Source organism: Streptomyces polygonati (assembly GCF_042650325.1).
In the GTDB taxonomy this organism is placed as follows: domain Bacteria; phylum Actinomycetota; class Actinomycetes; order Streptomycetales; family Streptomycetaceae; genus Actinacidiphila; species Actinacidiphila polygonati.
Genome location: NZ_JBHSBB010000010.1, coordinates 645,848 through 663,277, shown reverse-complemented (window position 1 = coordinate 663,277; position 17,430 = coordinate 645,848). Strand labels below are relative to the sequence as shown.

Genomic DNA, 17,430 nt, shown 5'->3' with positions numbered 1-17,430 from the left:
GAACGCGGCCGTTCCGAACCATCGCTTCCACCCGGGAGCACGGACGGCGGGAGAGGCGGGAGACGATGCTTGAGGTGTGGCGGGAAACCGCTCGTCGCTACGCACTGCTGCCGTTGCGGATTTTCCTCGGTGTGACCTTCATCTACGCGGGCCTCGACAAGCTGACCAGCGATACCTTCTTCACCGACTCGGCCAACGGTTCGCTGGTGCAGATCCTGCACGGCTCCCACGACCAGGCCGCCATACCGGCGATGATCGATCTGGCCCTCAAGGCGCCGCACGGCTTCGGGTACGCCATCGCCCTCGGCGAGCTGGCGGCCGGGCTGGGCATCCTGTTCGGGCTGCTCGGGCGGGTGGCGGCGCTCGGCGGCGCGCTGATCTCGCTCAGCCTGTGGCTGACCGTCAGCTGGTCGACCACGCCCTACTACTACGGCAACGACCTCGCTTATCTGATGGCGTGGCTGCCGCTGGTGCTGGCCGGCACGCCCTATCTGTCGCTGGACGCGCTGATCAAGCAGCGCCGCGGGACCGCCGCGGGCGGCCGGCCGGCGGTGGGCGGAGCCACCGTGGTGGACGGCGTCAGCGGCGCCGGCGCGCACGACCCCGTACGCTCCGAACACCCTGCGTGACGATCGCGGTCACGGCGGCCAGCGCCAGCCCGGTCCCGGCGATCGGGACCGAGCGGTGCGGGTCGGACAGGTCCCACACCCCGCAGGCGTCGAGCACGAAGGCCGTCATGACCGCGAGCAGGACCAGGCCCATCACCAGGGCGCCCGGCTCGAAGCGGTGCCGTCTCATCGGATCACCTTCAGCTGTCCGACGTCGAGATCCACGTCGAGGTCGATGGTGCCGGTGACGGCGGTGCCGTCCGGCGGGCGGTAGGTCAGCACCTGGTGCCGGTGGCGCCGGAGGTGCACGCCGTCCTCGGTGCTCCCGGGCTGGACGACCCGGCCGAGGCCGAGGGTGTAGTCGATGACGACGACGGCGTCGCTCGGGAGCCGCAGCACCACCTGGCCAGCGCCGACCTTGACCTCCGTGATCACGGTGGCGCCGCCCAGCGGCAGCGACCGCAGGTCGAGGGTGGCGGTGCCGGCGCCGCGTTCGTAGAGCCGCTGGACGGCGGTCGGGGTGGCCGGCCGCCAGGTGGTGGCGCCCAGGCCGTGCCCGCTCTTGGGCAGCGACGCCGCGGCGACCAGACCGGCGACGGTCACGACCGACAGGAAGACGGTCCCGCCCCGGGCCCGGCCGGCGAACGAGGCGAGCACGAAGGCGGACCCGAGGACGCCGAGCGCCGCCGACAGGCCGATCTCGGCGCTGGTGCCGACCGGTTCGTACCGCCAGGAGGCCCCGACCCCGACGGCCCCCGCGGTCACCGCCAGCAGGAAGACGCTGAAGCCGAAGAGCCAGGAACCCCGGTCCGCCTTGCGGTCGGCCTTCTTCCTCTCCCGCCAGGCGGCCTTGTCCTCCCGGCCGTACGGCCCGTCGTCGGGCCCCCACAGATAGGGCGGTTCCTTGCTGAGCGGCTCCCGCCACCAGGACGGCGCGGACTGCGAGCCGAAGGGGCCCGGCGGCGCCTGCACGGCCGGCGGCGCGTCGGCCACCGCGTTGGCCATGTCGGGGGAGACCGCCTCCGGTGTCCTGCGGCGCTGCTGCGACCAGTAGACGGCGCCGGCCGTGGCGGCCAGCAGCAGCAGCGAGAAGGCCTGGTTGGCGCCGTTGCCGATCATCGAGGCGTACAGGCCGCAGCCGACCAGCGCCATCAGCACGGCGGTCATCGGCGCGCCCTCGATCCGGCCGGACAGCAGCCGGTGCGCCTCGCTCTGCCGTTCGCCCTCCTGCGGGATGACCAGCCAGCCCATGCCGTAGATGATCAGACCGATGCCGCCGGTCAGGGACAGCACGACCAGCACGACACGGAAGATGACCGGATCGACGTCGAAGTACCGCCCGGCGCCCCCGCAGACACCGGCCAGCACCTTGCGCTCGTCCCGCCCGCGGACGAGCTTGGGCCGGTCCGAGGCGTCCTCGGACGTGTCCTCGGGAGCGGCGGTGTCCGCGGGCTGGTCCGTCATAGGCCCTATGGTGACCGGTCGGCGGGGCGGCGGGCACCCGGTCCGACCCTGGTACGTCCCTGATCCGTCCCCTGGGGGCCGGCCGGGGCGGTGGCGGCGGGGCGGCCGGGATCTCGGGGGTCAACCCTGATGCTCCCGGTACGGGGCCTGTGTGACGATCGGGGTATGTCAGCGACCAGCCCGCCCACCGGGGCGCGTACCGGTGCGCCGCCCGGGCCCGGGACCGGGGGACCCAAGGGGGCGTCCTTCCTGTCCGCGCCCGGCCCGGAGGCCTCCGGTGTGCGCAAGCTCTACCGCAGCTCCGAGGGCCGCATGGTCGGCGGGGTGGCGCGCGGGCTGGCCGGGCACCTGGGGCTGCCGGTGCTGTGGGTCCGGGTGTTCTTCCTGGTCCTGTCGGCCTTCAACGGCATAGGCCTGCTGCTCTACGCGGTCTTCTGGTTCTTCGTGCCGCTGGGCGTGGGCGGGGTCGCGGAGGCCAAGGAGCCCAGGGACGCCCGCTCCTGGCTGGCCGGCAAGCGGCCCGACAAGGGCCAGATCATCGCGCTGATCGCGCTCGCCGTCGGCACCGGCATCCTGGTGGACAACCTCAACCTCGGCGCCGCCAACCGCGCGGTGTGGCCGCTGCTGGTGATCGCGCTGGGCGTGGCCCTGGTGTGGCGGCAGGCGGACAACGCCCGCAAGGCCCGCTGGGTGGAGATGAGCCACGGCAAGCGGTTCTGGCCGCTGGCCCGGGCGGCGGCCGGGGTCGGCCTGGTCGTCGCTGGCGTCACCGGCTTCATCGTGGTCCGCGGTTCCGGCAGCCACCTCGGCGGCATCCTGCAAGCCGCGCTGGCCGTCCTGGTCGGGGTGGCCCTGATAGCGGGCCCGTATCTGATCCGTCTCACCCAGGACCTGTCCGCCGAGCGGCTGATGCGGATCCGCGCCCAGGAGCGGGCCGAAGTCGCCGCGCACGTGCACGACTCGGTGCTGCACACCCTGACCCTGATCCAGCGCAACGCCGAGGACCCCCGCGAGGTCTCCCGGCTCGCCCGCGCCCAGGAACGCGAGTTGCGGGCCTGGCTGTACCGCCCCGAGGGCACCGGCCGCGACGACGAGCCGACGACGCTGGCCGACGCCGTACGGGCCGCGGCGGCCGAGGTGGAGGACGCGCACGGGGTGCCGGTCGAGGTGGTGTGCGTCGGCGACTGCCCGCTGGACGAGCGGCTGTCGGCGCAGATGCAGGCCGCGCGGGAGGCCATGGTGAACGCGGCCAAGTACGGTGGCAGTTCCACCGGCGCCGCGGCCGAAGCGGTCCAGGTCTACGCGGAGGTCGAGGAGTCGAGGGTCTTCGTCTCCGTCCGCGACCACGGCGCCGGCTTCGATCTCGATCAGGTGCCGGACGACCGGATGGGCGTCCGGGAGTCGATCATCGGGCGGATGCAGCGCAACGGCGGGCAGGCGCGACTGCGTCCCGCGCCGGGCGGGGGTACGGAAGTGGAGCTGGAGATGGAGAGGGTGGCGACGGCATGAGCGCTGACACGGGTACGGGATCGGGTCCGGCCTTCCAGGGTCCGGCCGCGGAGGGCGCGGCTTCCGAGGGCGCCGCCGGGCGGCGGGTCCGGGTGGTGCTGGTGGACGACCACCGGATGTTCCGTACCGGTGTGCAGGCGGAGATCGGCGCGACGGAGGAGACCGGGGTCGAGGTCGTCGGCGAGGCCGCCGACGTCGACCAGGCGGTCGCCGTGGTGGCCGCCACCCGCCCCGAGGTCGTCCTGCTCGATGTGCACCTGCCCGGCGGCGGCGGGGTGGAAGTGCTGCGCCGCTCGGCGGCGTTGATGGCCGACCCGGTCAACCCGGTGCGTTTCCTGGCGCTTTCGGTGTCCGACGCGGCCGATGACGTGATCGGCGTCATCCGCGGCGGCGCCCGCGGCTATGTCACCAAGACCATCACCGGGCCCGACCTGGTCAACTCCGTCTTCCGCGTACGTGACGGCGATGCCGTCTTCTCCCCGCGCCTGGCCGGCTTCGTCCTGGACGCCTTCGCCTCCACCGACGCGCCCCCGGTCGACGAGGACCTCGACCGCCTCACCCAGCGCGAACGCGAGGTGCTCCGGCTGATCGCCCGCGGCTACGCGTACAAGGAGATCGCCAAGCAGCTGTTCATCTCCGCCAAGACGGTCGAGTCCCATGTCTCGGCGGTGCTGCGGAAGTTGCAGCTGTCCAACCGGCACGAGCTGACGCGCTGGGCGACGGCGAGGCGGCTGGTCTGAGCGGGGCCGGGGCAGCCGCTCCGGGCGGTCGGCCGGCCGCCGTCACTCGCCGCGCGCGGCCCCGCCGCCGAGCAGCGTGCCCGCCAGGGTGCGCAGCGCGTCCGCGATGCGCGCACTCTGGCCCTCGTTGAGCAGCTGCTGTACCGGCTCGCTGGCGAACGCCGTGCGCTCCCGGCCGGAGGGTGGACATTTCCCGGCGAAATTTGGCACGGTGGAACGCGACGGCCCGCCAGTCGAACGTGTGGCCGATTGCTGATGGGGGTTCCGCCATGACCGCTGTACGGCTCGCACCGGATGCCGCCGCCTACTACTCCTCGCAGAGCGTCGTCTCCGAGCCTGGGGAGATGGCCGGGTGGTACGGCGGACTGCCGCACGGGGTCGGGGAGTTGGCGCGGGTGGTGCGGGACGTGGTGATCCACCGGCTGGAAGGCGAACAGTTCGGGGCCGCGATCCCCGCCGACCGGATGCGGGACGACGCCGAGACGCGGTATGTGGACGACATCCTGCGGCTGATCGTGGCGCGCGACGACGCGCCGCTGACGGTGCGGCGGGCGTACGGCGACCGGTTCGTCGGCACCTGCCGGGACTTCACGCTGCTGCACGTCTCGATGCTGCGGCACGCCGGGGTCCCGGCCCGGCTGCGGTCGGGCTTCGCGGACTACTTCGGCACGGACGGCTTCCACTTCGACCATGTCGTCACCGAGTACTGGGACGACGCCCGCGGCTGGCTGCTCGCCGACGCCCAGCTGGCCGACCCCGCGATCACCGCCCGCTTCCCGGTGGACTTCGACCCGATGGACGTCCCCCGCGACCGCTTCCTCGTGGCCGGCTCGGCCTGGCAGACCATCCGCTCGGGCGCCGCCGACCCGAAGACCTTCGGCGTCCAGCCCGAAGGACCCCTGGTCGGCGAGTGGTTCGTGGCCGGGAGCGTACGCCTCGACCTGGCCGCCCTCAACAAGACCGAGACCCTGCTGTGGGACATCTGGGGCGCCGGCGCGAGCAGCGACGACGACATGACCGACGACATCCGCACCCTCTACGACCGCACCGCCACCATCACCGCCGCTCCCGACGTCCCCTACGAGGCGGCCCGCACCCTCTTCACCACAACCGCCACCCTGCGCACCCCCCGCACCGTCCTCTCCCTGGCCCCTTTCAACGGCCCCCGCCAGGTCACCCTGCGCTGACCGGCGGCTTCCCGTAGGTGCGGGCGCCGGGAGTTCGGCGTCCGCACCTTGCCGGGTGGGAGGTCGGCTTACGCGTTCGGGTTACGCGTTCGGGTCGAAGGGGATGCCGGACGGCATCGAGTGGGCCAGGGCGTAGTCGAAATTGGCGTCGTTGATCTTGATGGTGGCTTCGCCGAAGTTGGCGTTCATCAGCTTGTCGCGGAAGCCGTCGGGGTAGCCGTTCCAGCCGACGAGGCGGGGGTAGAACCAGCCGCCGGTGGCGTTCTCCGGGGGCTCGTCGTTGTTGTTGGCGAAGCGGAAGTCGTGGGTCGAGGCGCCGTCCTTGTTGTAGACGACCTTCGGGTGGGTGCCGTCGAACCGCAGCTGGGAGCTGGGGGCCACCTTGTAGCCGGAGTGCTGGGACACCGAGACGTACTGGACCTGGTTGTTGTTGATCCAGACCACGACGTGCTCCCAGTCGTGGGTGTGCCCGATGGCCGCCGGGCCGAGGGTGGCCTGGTCCTTCTCGAAGTAGCTGGCGTACACCACGGCGCACCAGTCGTTGTTGCACTTCTCCCGCGAGTACGTGTTGGCGTTGGCCAGCTGGGCGTAGTCGTGGCAGTGCCCGTTGACGTCCCCGCCCAGCTTCAGGCCCGGGTTGAGGGTGCCGTCGGCGCCGATCGCGGCGGTGGCGTAGCAGCCGTCCGTGTCGTAGTCGTAGGCCGGGGAGAAGGACTGCTCCAGGCCGTCGGCGTTCTGGGGCAGAAGCGTGAGCACATTCGCACTCGCGTTGCCCGGGAGCGCCATGACCAGCGCCGCCGCGCCGAGCGCGCTCGCCAGCGCGGACCGGCGGAGCCTCCTCGGACGCTTGGGGCTGGACGCCTCGTTCCCGGGATTCATCGTCGGTGACAGCATGCCGCGCACACCAATTCCTTAGCCATAAAGGGGAAGCAAGGGTCCGCGCCTGGATTCCTCGCACCGGGATCAATTGATTTCACGCCACCGGGAAGTTTTGGCAGGCGCATTGCTTCCCGTGGTGCGGCATCAAATTAGCCCGGGGCGACACATGGCGCAAGCATGACAACTGAACATTGGCGCACTATCGCCTGAACGCGAACCGTGGAAGCCGGGGAGCATTCCACGACCCAGCGGTACATACCGGGGCGGCGCCGGTATACCGGGAGCATACGGGGGCACTCAGGGGTCTTGAGCGCGGCCGATACGGTGACGTCGAGGTCTTGCGCGACCAGTTCGCAGGATTTCTCCTGGAAATCCACGGCGACGTCGAAGCGAATTGCGCGGGTTGGCGGAGACACAGCCCCAGGCCGTCCTTTCCCCGACCACCGTATTCGCATTCATGAGCCGGAGTGGGCCGCCCACCGGACCGGGGGAGCCGCCCGCCGGGCGTGGCCGGGGCGCGCGGGCGGCTCCTTATGCCCGGGTGGTCAGAAGCGGTCGCGCAGCTGCGCGCGGAGCAGGTTGGGGTCGGTGGCGGTGGTGTAGGCGGCGCTGAGCACGTACACGTCGTTGCCGCGCAGCGCGACGGAGGTGGGGTTCTGCAGTCCGTCGGCGGCGTCCAGGACAGTGCTGCTGGTGCCGTCGGGGCGGATACGTACGACCTGGTTGGGGGAGTTGAGCGCGGCGAGGATCTCGTCACCGCGGCCGGTGAAGGCGAAGTCGTCGATACCCGCCAGCCCCGACGCCCTGACCTGCGGCGCCCCCGCGCGGTTCCCGGCGCGGATCGGGATGCGCAGCAGGGTGCCCCGGTCCAGGTTGGTGACCCACACGGCGCCGCCGCGCACCTTCGCGCCATTGGCGCCGAGGAAGCCGGCGGCGGCGAGCTCGGGGGCGGTGGACCACGCGGTGGGGGTGCCGCCGGTGACGGGGACGGTCCATACGGTGCCGAGCACCGAGTCGGTGATGTAGAACCGCTTGCCCCGCTCGTCGAGCGCGAGCCCGTTGGGCAGGCCGTTCGCGGGCAGCGCGGCGATGCGCTGCGGAGTGCGGCCGGGGCGCAGCCGCCACAGTCCGGTCAGATCGGCGGTGCCGGTCGCGTAGAGCACGTACACCGTGCCGTCCGAGGTGTGGACGATGCCGGTGGCCAGCGGGAAGCCGAGGGCGGGCGTGTTGACCCCGCCGTCGGCGGGCGCGGGCAGCGTGGCCAGGATGCGCGTGGTGCCCCGGGGGCTGACCTGGGCGACCTGGCGGCTGGCGGCGAAGGTGACGTCGGCCGTGCCGTCGGGCAGCAGGCTGATGTTCTCCGGCAGCTGGCCGGCCGCCAGGTCGAAGTGGTCGGCGATCCGTATGTCGCTGAGTGGCCCGCCGGGGGTCAGCGCCTCGGCCGGCGCGGCGGCCGTGAGGGCGGCCGCGGCGACCAATATGGCCGACACGGTGAGCTTGATGCTTCGCTTGGACATCGGTTCCTTCACTGTTCTCGGGCAGTGTTTTCGGGCATGCGGCAGCCGCGGTGCGGTGCCGACGTGGTGTGGTGGTGGTGTTGCCGACCGCTGATCAGGTGGCGGTACGGGCTCGGGCGCCGGAGCGCGGCGAGGGCACGGCCTGAGACGCGGTGGCGTGGGCGAGCAGGGCCAGGGCTGTCGCGGACGGCGAGCCGGGCGCGGCGGTGGCCACTACCAGCGCCGGACCGTTTCCCTGCGGGCTCTGCAGCGTCTGCTGGGTGACGGTCAGTGTCCCGACCAAGGGGTGCCGCATCTCGTAATCGGCGACATCGCAGGCCAGCACCCGGTGATCGGCCCACATCGCGCCGAACTCCGCACTCCGCATGGTCAGTTCGCCGATCAGCCCGGCCAGCAGCGGATCGTCCGGATACCGCCCGGCCGTCAGCCGCAGATTGCCGACCACGGCCTTCGCCTTGGCGGGCCAGTCCGCGTACAGCTCGCGGGTGTGGGCGTCGAGGAACACCAGCCGGGCCATGTTCGGCCTGCGGCCGGGCTCGTCGGGGCTGCCCGGATCGAGATGGCCGGCGAACAGCGCGTGCCCCGGCGGGTTCCAGGCCAGCACGTCGCTGCGGCGGCCCAGGACGACGGCGGGAGTGCCCTCGATGGCCGCCAGCAGAGCTCCGGTCGCCGGAGTCACGCGCTCGGCGCGCGGCCGGCCGACCGGTTTGCCCCGTCCAGCGGTACGCGCCAGGTCGTGCAGATGAGCACGCTCGGACTCATCCAGCCGCAGGGCCCTCGCTATCGCGTCGAGCACCTCCCGCGAGGCGTTGCGCGACTGCCCCTGCTCCAGCCGCGCGTAATAGGGCGCGCTGATCCCCGCGAGCATCGCGAGCTCCTCCCGCCGCAGCCCCGTCACCCGCCGCCGCTCCCCATAGGTCCGCAGCCCCACGTCCTCGGGCCGCACCTGTCCCCGGCGTGCCACCAGGAAGTCGGCGAGCCCCCCGTTCTCATCCATAGCCCCGAGTATGCGCACCCCCACCGCTCCCCGCCTCACCCCACTGGGGTAGGCATCCCGGGGGTCAGTCCCGGCCCGAGCCCGGCGGTGCCGAACCCCGGCGGGCGTCACGCGGGCACCCCTGCTCAGGGCCTCGGCAACTGGAGGTCGGGCATCTGCGGATGGCGTAGCTGCTGGCCGCTGTCGTCCACGCGCAATCGGAACGTCTCCGGCCCAGGCCGGCCCGCTTCGTCGTACGCGCTCAGGACCGTCTCGATGCGATCCCACAGCCGGACCGGACCTCCTTGCCGTACGTGCCATGTGCCGTCATCCGGCGTGAGGGTGGCGGCCGATCCGCTGATGACGTCGATCAGGTGCACCACTCCACCGACCATGGTCATCTGCGCGTCCGGCGCGGCGCTTTGGGCGAGGAATCTCAGATGGAAGGCTTCGTCGGTGGCGGCCGTGATCCGCTCCGGACTGTGCTCCGCCTCGCGGCCGGTTTCGGTGAGGCCGGCCGCCCAGTGGGCGGGGTTCCCGAACGCCGGGGCGGCGTGCGTCCGTGCAGACATGAAGGAGACGGTGCCGTCGAGCAGTTGGCCTTCGGCGGAGCCGTCGCCCTGGGCGGTGAGCAGGACGCGGGCGTATCCGTAGAGCCAGCCGCTGAGGGTGAGCAGGATCTTCCCGCCGGGGCTGGTCTGGGCGACAAGAGCCGGTGGGACAGCGCGGAACGAACACGCGGCGATGATCCGGTCGAACGGCGCCTCGGGCCAGTAGCCGTACAGCCCGTCCGCGACCGCGAGCGTGGGGGCGTAGCCCGAGCCGTACAGCGCGTCCGCCGCCGTCTCCAGGCGGTACGGGTCCACCTCGATGCTGGTGAGGACGGCGGACCCGAGGCGTTCGCACGCCAGCGCGGTGGAGTAGCCGGTCCCGGTGCCGATCTCCAGGACGGCGTTCCCTTCCGCGACATCGAGGTCCGCCCACATCCGCAGCACGAGCGATGGCAGGGTGGACGACGAGGTCGGCGCCCCACCGTGCCGGACGCTCGGCTGCCGCCAGTCCACCTCGATGCCGTCGAACTGCGTGATCAGCGTGCTGTCGGAGTACGCGGCAGCCAGCCACCGACCATGGTCCAGCCCGGCGGTGACAGGTTCCCACACGGTCAGCCCCTGCCCATCGCGTTCAACGGCGGGCAGATAGAAGCCGGGCACGAACCGGTGCCGTGGCACGGTCTCGACCGCCCGCCGCCACGCCGCATCGATGACGACGCCATCCGTGACGACGGCCTTCGCCATGGCCGCACGCAGATTCACTGCGTCGCTCTCGATGCCGGCCTCAGGACCGGTGGGCGTGGTCACGGACCACCTCTTCCTCTCCGCCCAGGACGTCGGCGAACGCCTCGGCGATGGCATCGGCTTCGGGCAGCCAGCCCCATTGCCCGTTCGGATTGCACTCAAGGGCCGTCCAGGATTCGGGCAGGTGCCAGTCTCCGGTGAGCGCGAAGTCGAAACAGCCGAAGGCCAGGCCGAAAGAGTCCAGGTAGCTGTGCAGCGCGGTCTCGATCAGCGCCGGGACGCCGATGGGCATGTGGACGAGGCTGTTCCAGTCACCGCGGCGCCAGTCCAGAAAACCGTCCGGTGCCTCGATCCGGCTGGCGAACACCTTTCGCCCGACCACAGTGACCCGTGCGTCGGCGGTCTTGGGGACCTCGGCCTGGAATAAGTGCGGCATTACGGTGAGCGAGTCGTCGGAGGAGCCCGGATCGACGCGTTGAGCCCAGATCGCTCCGGCGTTCCCGTCCTCGCCCACCGGCAGACCACGGAACGGCTTGTAGATGACGCGGTTGTGCTCCGCGGCGAACTTCCGCGCCTGCTTGGCGTCGTTGGTGATGAGTGTTGCCGGGATGGTAAACCCGAGTTCAGCGAAGCATTGCAGCTGGGCGGGCTTGAAGTCGGCTCGGCTGACAGCGGCCGGGTGGTTCACATACCGCGCGTCGCGCAGGTTGTGCAGGACGCCGCCGAGGCCGTGCCGGGCCTCGGCGACAGCGAAGTCCCGCTGCTGCGAGGGTAGATGGGCGAACCGGGCGGTGTACGGGGTAGGGCGGCGGTAGTACACCGCCGCCACCTCCCCCAACTCCACCTCGCGGCTTGTCGTACGCAGCCGCCCGGCCCAAGTTGGCACACCGGCGCCGATGCGGGCGCCGAACGTCAGGCCGGGCCCGATATCGCCCGGGTCCACCCGGACGACAAGCACCTCGCGCTCGTTGAGTGCGGCGATGACCAGGTCGGCGGTGACGTCCTCCAGGGAGGTGACGACCAGAACGGGAGGAGCCACTGGTCAGTCCGACTCGTAGTCGGTGGTGTTGTCGTCCTGACTCTGCGGCTGAGGGACCTGGCCGTCGCCTCCGCCGGAAACCGAGGCGGTGCCCTTGGCCTTGTTGGTGCCGTGCTTGCCCATTTCCACCAGTCGGCCGACGGCGTCGGTGTAGCGGGCGGTCTGTGTCGCCTCGTCCAAGGTCACGGTCGTGTACGGCGGCGGGTTTACCGGCAGCCGGTCGGTGACCAGCCGCATTGCCCACGGCGCTTGGGGTGTGAGTGCCTCCATGCGAAGTCCCCTTCTCTCACCTCAGGCGAGGAGCCGGACGGCCTCGGCCTGAACAGAACCCGACTACGGCAGGGGTTCTGACCAGTAAGCGTAGATGTCGCGGACCGTCGCGGAAATGGGACGCTCCGTGATGTCGCGGACCTGTGGTTATCGCCTCGTCCCGGGGGCTGGCGGGGCTCAGGGAAGGAGGACGGTTTTACCGACGGTGGTGCGGGTGGTGATGGCGGTGTGGGCGGCGGCGGCGTCCGCGAGGGGGAAGGTTTGGCCGATGAGGGGGTGGAGGCGGCCTTCGGTCGCCGCGGTGAGGGCCTCGCGGGTTTGGCGGATTTGGACGTCGGGGCCGCGGTGGCCGGTCGGGGGGCCGAAGTAGGAGGTGACGGTGATGTCGCGGGCGGCGACGGCGGCCGGGTCGAGTTGGGTGATGCTGCCGCTGGAGAAGCCGAAGATGATGAAGCGCCCACCGGGAGCGAGCAGTTCGAAGGCGCTGGTCCCGGTCTCGCCGCCGAGGGCGTCCAGGACGACGGTCACCCCCTGGGGAGCCGCCTGCCGGACCTGCTCCGGCCAGTCCCGCTGGGTGTAGTCGATCGCCACGTCCGCGCCGAACTCCCGCACCAGCTTGAGCTTTTCCTCGCCGCCGGCCAGCCCGATCAGCACTTCGGCCCCGGCCGCGCGGGCGAGTTGCAGGACGAGCGTGCCGACCGCCCCGGCGGCGGATTCCACCAGCACGATGTCGCCCTTGCCGATCCCCGCCGTCTCCACCAGCCCGATCGCCGTCCGGCCGGTGCCGAGGAGAGACACCGCCTCGACGCTCCCCAGCGACTCGGCCAAGGGATGCACATTGCTGACCGGGAGCACCGCCCGCTCGGCGTACCCGCCGCTGAGAGCCGTCTGACCGGCCACCCGCCGGCCGATCAGCGCGGGATCGACCCCCTCCCCGACCGAGGCGACGACTCCGGCCACATCGCGCCCCGGCGTCCAGGGCAGCGCCTTCGGGGCGATCGGCGACACCCCTTGCAGGCTCCCGGTCCGGACCTGCGTCTCCACGAACTGGATCCCGGTGGCCTCGACCTCCACGACCACCTCTCCCGGTCCGGCCACCGGATCCGGCACCTCCTCCAGCCGAAGTTCCTCCGGGCCGCCGAACTGCCGCACCACGATCGCGCGCATGACGGATGTCCCTCCCTCGTCGTTGACCTCCACTGCGCCCCCGACGCTAGGCGCCGGCCCCGCCCGGCGCCTCTGGCCGCAGTCGTGTCGTCACTCCGTCTTCGGTCCTACGACGTCCAGTTCGAACCAGACGGTTTTGCCGATGCTGTACGGGCGCCGGTACGAACCCCAGGCTCGGGAGAGAGCCTCCACGAGAGCCAACCCCCGCCCTGACTCGTCGTCGGGCGCCGACCTACGCAGCACGGGCAGGCCGTTCCCAGCGTCCGACACCTCGACGCGGAGGACGGTCGCGCTGAGTAGCTGGAATCGAGCGCCGATCTGGCGCCCGGGTACCCGCGAGTGACGGACCGCATTGGTCACCAACTCGCTGAGCAGCAGCGTCGCCGTCTCGGCGGTGTCCCGGGGCAGCTGCCACGCTTTCGCTTGTTCGATGAAAAGGGTGCGGGTCCGGCCGACGGTACGGGGGTGGCGGGGCAGGCGCCACTCAACTCCATCGGCGGGCGCGGTCGTCGGATACGGCTGGTTGGAAGGGCTCATGGACGCGTTCCTCAACGGGCTCACAGCGCTGCGGATTTCGCAATTCGCCGATCACAGCGTGTGCGGATCGCGTTAATCTCGGGAGTCACGACGCGGGTACGGAGGGTGCCGTACCCGCGGTTGAACCATGAGGGACGGTCCGCTGATGACCATGGAGACCTCCGAGCCGCCGATGTCCTGGCGCTACTGCGGAAACCAGTGCAAGCTCACTCGCGAGCGTGCTGGGCTCACACGGGATCAGTTGGCCAAGGAGGCCGGCTATGGCTACGAGACGGTCAAGTCCATGGAGCAGGGTCGCCGCAAGCCGACGCTGAGGCTGCTCCAAGTCGCCGACGATCTCTGCGGGGCGCAGGGCGTGTTGGTCGCGGGGTTCGCGTTCTTGAAGCCCGACCCGTACGCCTCGTTCTCGCACGACTACATGCGGTACGAAGCCGAGGCGTTGGTCATCAGCTCGTTCGAGCCGCTGCTCATTCCAGGACTGCTCCAGACCGAGGAGACGGCCCAAGCCCTACTCAGCGCCCATTGGCCGCCGCTTGACGACGAAACGATCGTGGAGCGAGTGCGGGCACGCCTGGCGCGTCAAGCTTTGCTGGCTACGCAGACCAAGTCCTTCAATTTCGTGATCGGTGAGGCCGCGCTGCGAAATGTCCTGACCAACTCCGGAGCTCATAAGCGGCAGTTGCTGAACCTGGTGGAGATGGGGAAGCGCCGGAACATCACCGTCCAGGTCCTGGAACTTCGAGGGGCACACCCGGGTCTCAACGGTCCGTTCGTCCTCCTGCAAACTCCTGAGCACGAGACCCTCTCCTACGAGGAAGGACAGTCGACCGGCATCCTCTCTGCCGAGCCTGCGAAGGTGGGCGTCATGTCCCAGCGCTATGCGATGATCCTGCGTGCGGCCCTCAGCCCCGAGGAGTCCGCCAAGTTCATCGGCAAGTTGGCGGAGGAACTATGAGCACCGAGCTGGCGTGGTTCAAGTCCAGCCACAGCGGTACCGAGGGTGGCAACTGCATCGAGGTCGCCACCTCTTGGCGCAAGTCCAGCCACAGCGACAGCGCGGGCGGCGCCTGCATCGAGGTCGCCGCCTCCCCAACCACCGTCCACGTACGGGACTCCAAGGACACCTCCGGCCCCCAGCTCGCGTTCGACGCCGATGCCTGGGCCGACTTCGTCGCGTACGCCGCCGCGCAGGACCTTCGCGCCTGACGGAATTAGGGCTGGTTGCTCCGCGTTCGTCCCTTCTCATGTGCGACATGACCAGGTACGTCGCCGGTCGGTGGTTGATCTGCGCGCCGGGACGCGTTCTGCTGGAGTGATGAACGGGTCCTGTTCGCCGCGTGGGTCGTAGCCGCGGCGGACAACGGAGGAGGATCCGGGCAGAGGTGGGCGCGCTCAGGGGGCGCGCCCACCCTTAGTTCACTTGCCCCCGCAGGGGTCTAGCTCGGCCGGGTCGCGCCCGCGAAGGGCATCTCGCTGATCGGGGCGATGCGGATCGGGGCTCCGGGGTGGGGGGCGTGGATCATCTGGCCGCCGCCGATGTAGAGGCCGACGTGGGAGATGCCGGCGTAGAAGAAGACCAGGTCGCCGGGGCGGAGTTGGGACTCCGGGACGCGGGTGCCGGCGTTGATCTGGGTGTACGTGGTGCGGGGGAGGGAGACGCCCGCGGCTCGCCAGGCGGCCTGGGTGAGGCCGGAGCAGTCGTACGAGCCGGGGCCGGTGGCGCCCCAGACGTAGGGGAGGCCGAGCGCGCGATAGGCGAAGGCGACGGCCGCGGCGGCGCGGGAGGAAGGGGCCGCCAGGGAGTTCGGCGCCGGGCTCAGCGAAGGGCTCAGCGGGAGGCGGGTGGTCGCCCGGGAGGAGAGGGCGGCCGGGACGGCGTTGGGGGACGCGGGCGCGCCGACGTCCGCGGCGTTGAACGCGGCCCGCTGCTCAGCGGTGAGTTGGGCCAGCAGCGCCCGCGCCCGGCTCAACTTCGCCTGTACGTCGCGCTTACGGGCGGCCAGCCGGTCCTGGGCGGTGCGCAGGGCGGCGAGTTTGCCGTTCGCCTGCTCGCGGGTGATGGCGATGCTCCGCCGTTCGATGGTGATCCGCTCCAGGGCGGCGGCCTGGCGGACGCCCAACCGGCTGGCCAGACCGACGCGTTGGAGGTACGTGTCCGGTGTCGAGTTCAGCGCGAGTTGGAGCGTGGGGTCGAGCGATCCGGCGCGGTACTGGGCCGCTGCCAGCGAACCGACCGCGTCCCGGGCGGTGTTGAGCCGGACGGTCTTGCGGGCCAGTTCGCCTTGGAGTTCGGCGACGGCGGCCCGGGCGGCGTCCGCCTGCTCCTTCGCGCCGTCGTACTTCTCGGTGGCCTGCTCGGCCTGCCGGTAGAGCACCTCGACCTGCGCCTGGACCTGCTGCGGGGTGAGGCGGGGTTCCGCCTGGCCGGGCTCCGCGAAGAGGGTGACCGAGGCGGCCGAGGCGAGGGCGAGCGTGCATGCCGCGCGGGACATCGTTGAGCGGGTGGATCGGGGTGCGCCGGCGGTGCGGGGGGCGGTGGGGGTGCCGGTGGTGCGGGCCGTGCCTAAGTGCGGGTCGCGACTGTGTGAGGCCATGGAGGCCGCCACTCCTTCCGGGGAGCCGTCCGGGGGGTCCGGCCGGTCCGGAACGGAACCGACCGGCGGCCCGGCGGCGTCTGCACGGGGGGAACAGACACCGCCGGACCTTCGGCGCGGGCGGCCGGGCCGTCGCTCTCACGAGGCCAGTGGGGTCGGCCACCCGCGAGGCGACGCTAAACCCCGTCCGGGGGCGTAGCGGGCGGATCGACCGGGACTGCCCTCTTTCGTCCGCTGCCGACCACAAACGACCGCTGTTCGACGGGTGATCCGCCCGTAAACGAAGCCGCCCTGACCGATGCGTCGGTCAGGGCGGTCGGTCCGGCGGGTGCCTGCTAAGCAGGTCGTCCGGAAGGTCCTACGCGATGCGGCGGGCGGCCGCGAACGGCATCCAGCTCATCGGGGCGATCTCCACCACCGCGCCGGTGTGCGGCGCGTGCACGACTTCACCGTTGCCGAGGTAGATGCCCACGTGGCTGATGCCGGAGTAGAAGAAGACCAGGTCGCCGGGGCGCAGATTGGACTCGGAGACGGCCGTGCCGTCCGTGACCTGGTCCCAGGTGGTGCGGCCGATGGTGATGCCGGCCGCGCGGTAGGCGGCCTGGGTCAGGCCCGAGCAGTCGTACGCGTTGGGCCCGGTGCCACCGGACACATACGGCTTGCCGCGCTGGGCCAGCGCGAACTGGAGGGCCGCCGCCGCGCGCCCGGAGGCGGGGCCGCTGTAGCTCGCGGCGGAAGCCGACGAGGAGGAAGAGGACGACGAGGACGACGACGAGGAAGAAGAGGTCGAGGTGTACGACACCTTGGACTTCGGCGGCGTGCTCAGCGCGGCGAGCCTGGCGCGTTCCTGGGCGTTGAGGCTGTTGAGCAGCTTCTGCGCGGCGGCCAGCTTCGCGGAGACGTTCTTCTTCTGCGCCGCCAGCTTGCCCTGCGCCTCGGTCAGCGCCTTGAGGCTGCTGGTGGCCTGGGCCCGCTGGATGGACGCCTGTTCCTGCTGGACCTGGAAGGTCTTCAGCGCGGTCGCCTGCGTCTGCGACAGCCGGGACATCATGTGCGTCTGCTGGAGGAACGTCTCGGGGTCCGGCGACAGCAGCAGCTGCGTGGTCGCGTCCATGCCGCCGTCGCGGTACTGGGCGGTGGCGAACTGCCCCAGGACGCGCCGCGTCTCGTTCATCGTCTGCGTTTTCCGCGCGACCTGCTGCAGCAGCTGATTGGCCTTGGCCCGCTGCGTGTCGGTCTTCTCCTTGGCCTGGTCGTACTGCTGGGTCGCCACCTCGGCCTGCTCGTTGAGGGTGTCGACCTGCTTCTTGACCTCGCTGATGGTGGGCTTGGCCGGCGCCGGGGCGGCGCTCGCGCTCTCACTCAGCAGGGTGACGGACGCCAGGGCCGCTGCGGTGACTCCCACCGCGGCGCGCGGGCCTGCGGTGGCGAGTATGTGGGTACGCGGCTTGCGGTGCGACGCCAAGGAGGCGACTCCTTCCGTGGGCCGCCGACCGGGTTAGCTGACGGGTTCGGGCGGAAAGGTCGCCCTACGGTTCCGACGCCTCGCGGCGTCCGTTCCGATTCACCCCGGATCACTGGGTGGGTCCCCGGCTCCGGCCGAGGCCGGATTGAGCGGAGGCGACCTGCTGCCGGTACGGGCACCGGC

19 protein-coding genes and 1 riboswitch are annotated in these 17,430 nt (G+C 71.3%); of the genes, 6 read left to right on the top strand and 13 right to left on the bottom strand.

Features of this window, described 5'->3' with window-relative positions:
• Nucleotides 1-65 precede the first annotated feature (65 nt).
• Nucleotides 66-629, top strand: coding sequence for a DoxX family protein (locus tag ACFO3J_RS15615; RefSeq protein WP_386429990.1), 564 nt, complete (start codon nt 66-68; stop codon nt 627-629).
• On the opposite strand, the gene ACFO3J_RS15610 is transcribed toward ACFO3J_RS15615, so the two are convergent.
• Nucleotides 580-798, bottom strand: a complete 219-nt coding sequence (locus tag ACFO3J_RS15610; RefSeq protein WP_386429989.1) for a hypothetical protein — start codon at nt 796-798, stop codon at nt 580-582. The genes ACFO3J_RS15615 and ACFO3J_RS15610 overlap by 50 nt on opposite strands.
• A complete protein-coding gene (locus tag ACFO3J_RS15605) occupies nt 795-2,072 on the bottom strand; it encodes a PspC domain-containing protein (protein ID WP_386429988.1) in 1,278 nt (425 codons plus the stop codon). The genes ACFO3J_RS15610 and ACFO3J_RS15605 overlap by 4 nt, the downstream gene beginning before the upstream one ends.
• A 165-nt stretch (nt 2,073-2,237) precedes the next feature.
• Here ACFO3J_RS15605 and ACFO3J_RS15600 point away from each other — a divergent pair, with 165 nt between their 5' ends.
• Together ACFO3J_RS15600 and ACFO3J_RS15595 are read left to right on the top strand one after the other, a co-directional pair.
• Nucleotides 2,238-3,581: an ATP-binding protein gene (locus ACFO3J_RS15600; protein WP_386429987.1), complete on the top strand. Its 1,344-nt coding sequence runs from the start codon at nt 2,238-2,240 to the stop codon at nt 3,579-3,581.
• The gene (locus ACFO3J_RS15595; RefSeq protein ID WP_386429986.1) at nt 3,578-4,321 is read left to right on the top strand and encodes a LuxR C-terminal-related transcriptional regulator; all 744 of its coding nucleotides are present in this window, start codon (nt 3,578-3,580) and stop codon (nt 4,319-4,321) included. Before ACFO3J_RS15600 ends, ACFO3J_RS15595 begins: the two co-directional genes overlap by 4 nt.
• A 42-nt stretch (nt 4,322-4,363) precedes the next feature.
• Here ACFO3J_RS15595 and ACFO3J_RS15590 read toward each other — a convergent pair whose 3' ends face one another.
• Nucleotides 4,364-4,531, bottom strand: a complete 168-nt coding sequence (locus ACFO3J_RS15590) for a hypothetical protein (protein WP_386429985.1) — start codon at nt 4,529-4,531, stop codon at nt 4,364-4,366.
• 59 nt (nt 4,532-4,590) lie between these two features.
• On the opposite strand from ACFO3J_RS15590, the gene ACFO3J_RS15585 reads away from it, so the two are divergent.
• Nucleotides 4,591-5,508, top strand: coding sequence for a transglutaminase-like domain-containing protein (locus tag ACFO3J_RS15585; protein ID WP_386429984.1), 918 nt, complete (start codon nt 4,591-4,593; stop codon nt 5,506-5,508).
• An 81-nt stretch (nt 5,509-5,589) separates the two neighbouring features.
• Here the strand turns inward: ACFO3J_RS15585 and ACFO3J_RS15580 are convergent, their stop codons facing one another.
• The 8 genes from ACFO3J_RS15580 to ACFO3J_RS15545 form a co-directional block, all read right to left on the bottom strand.
• On the bottom strand, nt 5,590-6,387 hold the full coding sequence (locus ACFO3J_RS15580) for an NPP1 family protein (protein ID WP_386430232.1): 798 nt from the start codon (nt 6,385-6,387) through the stop codon (nt 5,590-5,592).
• 545 nt (nt 6,388-6,932) lie between these two features.
• Nucleotides 6,933-7,904: a hypothetical protein gene (locus ACFO3J_RS15575; protein WP_386429983.1), complete on the bottom strand. Its 972-nt coding sequence runs from the start codon at nt 7,902-7,904 to the stop codon at nt 6,933-6,935.
• Between the two features lie 94 nt (nt 7,905-7,998).
• Complete coding sequence (locus tag ACFO3J_RS15570; protein WP_386429982.1) at nt 7,999-8,901, bottom strand: helix-turn-helix domain-containing protein; 903 nt, start codon at nt 8,899-8,901, stop codon at nt 7,999-8,001.
• A gap of 125 nt (nt 8,902-9,026) precedes the next feature.
• A complete protein-coding gene (gene tgmC / locus ACFO3J_RS15565) occupies nt 9,027-10,175 on the bottom strand; it encodes an ATP-grasp peptide maturase system methyltransferase (protein ID WP_386430231.1) in 1,149 nt (382 codons plus the stop codon).
• A gap of 40 nt (nt 10,176-10,215) precedes the next feature.
• Nucleotides 10,216-11,214: an ATP-grasp ribosomal peptide maturase gene (tgmB, locus tag ACFO3J_RS15560; protein ID WP_386429981.1), complete on the bottom strand. Its 999-nt coding sequence runs from the start codon at nt 11,212-11,214 to the stop codon at nt 10,216-10,218.
• Between the two features lie 3 nt (nt 11,215-11,217).
• Nucleotides 11,218-11,484, bottom strand: a complete 267-nt coding sequence (tgmA, locus tag ACFO3J_RS15555; protein ID WP_386429980.1) for a putative ATP-grasp-modified RiPP — start codon at nt 11,482-11,484, stop codon at nt 11,218-11,220.
• Nucleotides 11,485-11,661: 177 nt separating this feature from the next.
• Nucleotides 11,662-12,651 carry a zinc-binding dehydrogenase gene (locus ACFO3J_RS15550; protein ID WP_386429979.1) on the bottom strand — a complete coding sequence of 330 codons (990 nt, stop codon included), beginning with the start codon at nt 12,649-12,651 and terminating at the stop codon, nt 11,662-11,664.
• 90 nt (nt 12,652-12,741) lie between these two features.
• A complete protein-coding gene (locus tag ACFO3J_RS15545; RefSeq protein ID WP_386429978.1) occupies nt 12,742-13,188 on the bottom strand; it encodes an ATP-binding protein in 447 nt (148 codons plus the stop codon).
• 145 nt (nt 13,189-13,333) lie between these two features.
• On the opposite strand from ACFO3J_RS15545, the gene ACFO3J_RS15540 reads away from it, so the two are divergent.
• Nucleotides 13,334-14,143 (top strand): helix-turn-helix domain-containing protein, encoded by an 810-nt coding sequence (locus tag ACFO3J_RS15540; RefSeq protein ID WP_386429977.1) that lies wholly within the window; start codon nt 13,334-13,336, stop codon nt 14,141-14,143.
• Complete coding sequence (locus ACFO3J_RS15535) at nt 14,140-14,394, top strand: DUF397 domain-containing protein (protein ID WP_386429976.1); 255 nt, start codon at nt 14,140-14,142, stop codon at nt 14,392-14,394. Before ACFO3J_RS15540 ends, ACFO3J_RS15535 begins: the two co-directional genes overlap by 4 nt.
• A 230-nt stretch (nt 14,395-14,624) precedes the next feature.
• On the opposite strand, the gene ACFO3J_RS15530 is transcribed toward ACFO3J_RS15535, so the two are convergent.
• Both ACFO3J_RS15530 and ACFO3J_RS15525 read right to left on the bottom strand, forming a co-directional pair.
• Entirely contained in the window at nt 14,625-15,680 is a 1,056-nt protein-coding gene (locus ACFO3J_RS15530; protein ID WP_386429975.1) for a C40 family peptidase, read from the bottom strand.
• A gap of 460 nt (nt 15,681-16,140) precedes the next feature.
• The gene (locus ACFO3J_RS15525) at nt 16,141-17,247 is read right to left on the bottom strand and encodes a C40 family peptidase (protein WP_386429974.1); all 1,107 of its coding nucleotides are present in this window, start codon (nt 17,245-17,247) and stop codon (nt 16,141-16,143) included.
• Between the two features lie 7 nt (nt 17,248-17,254).
• A riboswitch (cyclic di-AMP (ydaO/yuaA leader) is annotated at nt 17,255-17,409 on the bottom strand.
• Nucleotides 17,410-17,430 lie beyond the last annotated feature (21 nt).